This window comes from Methanobrevibacter olleyae (assembly GCF_900114585.1).
GTDB classification, from domain to species: domain Archaea; phylum Methanobacteriota; class Methanobacteria; order Methanobacteriales; family Methanobacteriaceae; genus Methanobrevibacter; species Methanobrevibacter olleyae.
Genome location: NZ_FOTL01000011.1, coordinates 1 through 3,539 on the forward strand (window position 1 = coordinate 1; position 3,539 = coordinate 3,539).

The 3,539-nt window shown below is 25.1% G+C and carries 2 protein-coding genes and 2 pseudogenes; 3 read left to right on the plus strand and 1 reads right to left on the minus strand.

All coding sequences use genetic code 11. From position 1 onward, the window contains the following. A pseudogene (locus BM020_RS04370) lies at nt 1-281 on the plus strand (ISNCY-like element ISM1 family transposase); the annotation flags it as partial. Between the two features lie 237 nt (nt 282-518). Then, nucleotides 519-1,247, plus strand: coding sequence for an NAD-dependent protein deacylase (locus BM020_RS04375; RefSeq protein WP_067148956.1), 729 nt, complete (start codon nt 519-521; stop codon nt 1,245-1,247). A gap of 116 nt (nt 1,248-1,363) precedes the next feature. On the opposite strand, the gene BM020_RS04380 is transcribed toward BM020_RS04375, so the two are convergent. Then, nucleotides 1,364-2,104: an RraA family protein gene (locus tag BM020_RS04380; RefSeq protein ID WP_143743955.1), complete on the minus strand. Its 741-nt coding sequence runs from the start codon at nt 2,102-2,104 to the stop codon at nt 1,364-1,366. Nucleotides 2,105-2,949: 845 nt separating this feature from the next. Between BM020_RS04380 and BM020_RS09565 the strand changes: the two are divergent. Continuing rightward, nucleotides 2,950-3,539, plus strand: a pseudogene (locus BM020_RS09565) (hypothetical protein); the annotation flags it as partial.

Consider the following 3,539-nt stretch of genomic DNA (forward strand, 5'->3'; position numbering starts at 1 on the left):
AAAAGCGATTGAAAAATTTAAAAATTATTATAGAAAATTATGATTCGATTCCAGAAGTTTTAATGCAATTTGTAAACAAACATGTCTTAAATCACTTCAAAAGATACATAGAATACTTAGATGATGAAAATATTGAAAAAACATCAAATAAAGTAGAAAATTACTACAGACAAACAAATCCAGAAAAAATTAAGAAAACTTACAAAACTAAAAATGGAATTCTAACATTTTTAGACTACCAAATGAAAAACTGGACAAAAAATCACATAAAAATAAAATAAGCCTATAAAATTTTACAACCTCTAAAATATTAAAAATATTTATAAAATATTAAAAATATTTATAAAAAAATATTACTTAATTTAAAAATAATTATTCTAAAATCATATAATTAAAATTACTAGACTTAAAAATAATTGTACTTCACCATATATAAAGTTTCTCTATTGATTTAAAGCAATGAACCTAAGAAAGAATAAATATCAATTAATAACAAAGATAATAACATGTCTAATAATATGTCTAAAATTAGCAAATTACAAGAAATTATAAACTCATCAAATAATATAGTCTTCTTTGGAGGTGCAGGTGTTTCAACAGAAAGTGGAATACCTGATTTCAGATCTGAAAGTGGAATCTTTAGAAGTTTAGAAAAATATGGAGCTAGACCGGAGTATTTAGTTTCACATAGTTACTATATCAGCCATACTGAAGAATTCTTTAATTACTATAAAGAAAACCTTCTTTTTACAGATGCTAAAGCAAATCCTGCCCATTTAAAATTAGCTGAACTTGAAAAAATAGGAAAGTTGAAAGTGATAATTACTCAAAATATTGATGGCTTACACCAAAAAGCAGGAAGTGAAAATGTTTTAGAGCTTCATGGAAGTATAGATAGAAATTATTGCCAGATTTGTAATAAAGAATATGATTTAGACTTTATATTAAAAAGTGATGGAATTCCAACTTGTGAGTGTGGAGGAATCGTTAAACCAGATGTTGTTTTATATGAAGAACCATTGAATGATGCTGTTTTAAATTCTGCAATTGACTATATTTCAAAGGCAGATACATTAATAATTGGAGGAACTTCACTTATCGTTTATCCAGCTGCAGGTTTAATAAATTATTTTAATGGCTCAAAATTAGTATTGATTAATAAAGGCAAAACCCCTTATGATGATTTAGCCAGTTTAGTCATTAATGAAGCTATTGGTGAGACTTTATCTCAAATAAAAATAAAATAGTTTAAAAAAATAAAAAAAGATAAAAAATAAAATAATTTAAAGAAATAGAATGAAATATTTTAAAAAAAAATAAAATCATCTATTTAAATCAATGATTTCAGATAAAAAAAATAAAATCATCTATTTAAATCAATGATTTCAGATAGTAATCTGCCTTTTTTTAATTCTTTAATAATGTGATTTTCTCCTACTTTAACATTAAAAGTTGCTACAATAGTTTCATTGAATAATTCTTTAGGAATCACCACAACTCCATTTTGATCTCCAAATACAAAATCCCCTGGTTTTATAATATCTTCACCAATTTCTAAATCAATGTTAATCTCACCAAGACCTAATGCTTTACCTGCATTAGGAAGATAATCAAGAGCAAATACCGGATAATCTAAATCTAGAAGTGCATCCATATCTCTTGTATAACCATATAATATAGTTCCTGCGATTCTTTTTTCACTGGCACAAGTAGAAGCTAGTTCACCCCAAACAGAAGCAGGCCTACCATAAGTATAAATAAATAAAACTTCCCCCTCTTCTGCATTATCCATAGCCATTAAAGAAGTGCCCCAATCATCAGTATTGGTTTTTGCAGTGAATACCTTACCATAAACTTTATTGTTGTTCATGGCTTTTAATCCTCTAATAACTCCGCTACGACTAGAAATAGAAGAATACGCATCAGAAAGTTGGCAAGCAGAACTGGAATCTAAGATCTTTTTTAATAAAGCATAATTTTTACTGTTTTTATCATTTAAATCTTCAATAGAAAAATTATAGTTAGTGATATCTACATCATCTAGATCAATTACTTTAGGTGATTTTTTTAATAAATTTTTAGGACTGATTTTTCCTTTTGTCAATTTAACACCTCTTTAGAAATAAAACTAATATAAAAAGTTAATTTAAATTAAATCATTATAAAAATAAAAAAAAAAAAAAAATAATGTTATTTATAAATTAAATTATCTAAAGGATATCTAATAAATATTTCTAATAATTTAAAAATTACAATTTCTTGAAATCATTTTTAGATTGAAACTACATATACACTAAAAAAATTAAGCTAGGCCAAATGAAATATAAAGCTTTAAAAATGATTTAAATTCAGTTACACTTGAAATATTAGTTTAAATCAGAAAAAATAATAGACAATAAATCTATTTACTAAAAAAAATAAAAATTATTACCTATCCGAAAATATTAATTTTCAAATCTCATTTTAATCAACCACCACCATTAAATATAAGAGGAATTTTCATTTGGAAAGTCCATGCTATATTAATGCATTGAAAAAATAATAAAAGAGGCTCTGAAAAAGGAATTTAAGAATAAAAGCAAAATTCAATATAAAAATAGGCATTTTCAACAAAATCCCATATAAATATCTTAAAGGCCTAATTTGGATAAAAAAAAGTTTTTTTCATAAAAAGAAGATATCATATTTTTAGCAAATATCATTAAATAAAAATGATTAAGATAAAAAAAAGTTTTTGATAAAATAATAATTGTAACATCAATCCAGCCTATCATAATAGCATTATATGTATATTAGTTTAATTTTAGTCATATAAATTTTTTTATATTCGGTGTCGTTAATTATTTATAGATGGTTGTATAGAATTATTATTAATTACTTGTACATATTTATCTTTTTAATTTCATTTATTTAAATAAATTAATAAAAAATAATTGGAGGTAAATGAAAATGATAAATGATTTGAATAAAATTGTTATAGTGTTTTTATTTTTAATTTTTTTATCTATTTCGGCTGTCTCAGCACAAGAGAATACAAGCCCTGAAATAGGTTTAAATGAAAACATAGAAACCATAGATGCAGAAACAGCAGATGAAAGTGTCAATCTTGGAACCGGTGATGACAGTGCAGTAGCTTCAGAGTCTGTTGAAGAAGATGAAGTCAGCAATGTAATGAATGAGGATAACTTAAAAGGTACAGGATCATCATTCACAGATTTACAAAATTTAATCAACAATACACCTGCGAATAACACATTAACTCTAGATAAAGATTATGCTTATTCTGCTGGTGATTCAGAGATAGTTATTAACAAATCCATAACTATTGATGGTAAAAACCATGTACTTGATGGAAAATTATCAACAAGAATACTCATGATAACTGGCAATCATGTCACATTAAAAAATATAAAATTCATAAACGCCAATAAAACTAATGAGGGTTATGGTGGTGCTGTTTATTGGAATGGTGATAATGGTACTTTAAAGGATTGTTCTTTTGTCAATAACCATGCTAATAAGTATAGTGGTGGTGCTGT

Excerpts from the sequence above, each read along its gene's own strand:
- BM020_RS04375 (WP_067148956.1), top strand. The coding sequence starts at position 519 with ATGTCTAAAATTAGCAAATTACAAGAAATTATAAACTCATCAAATAAT.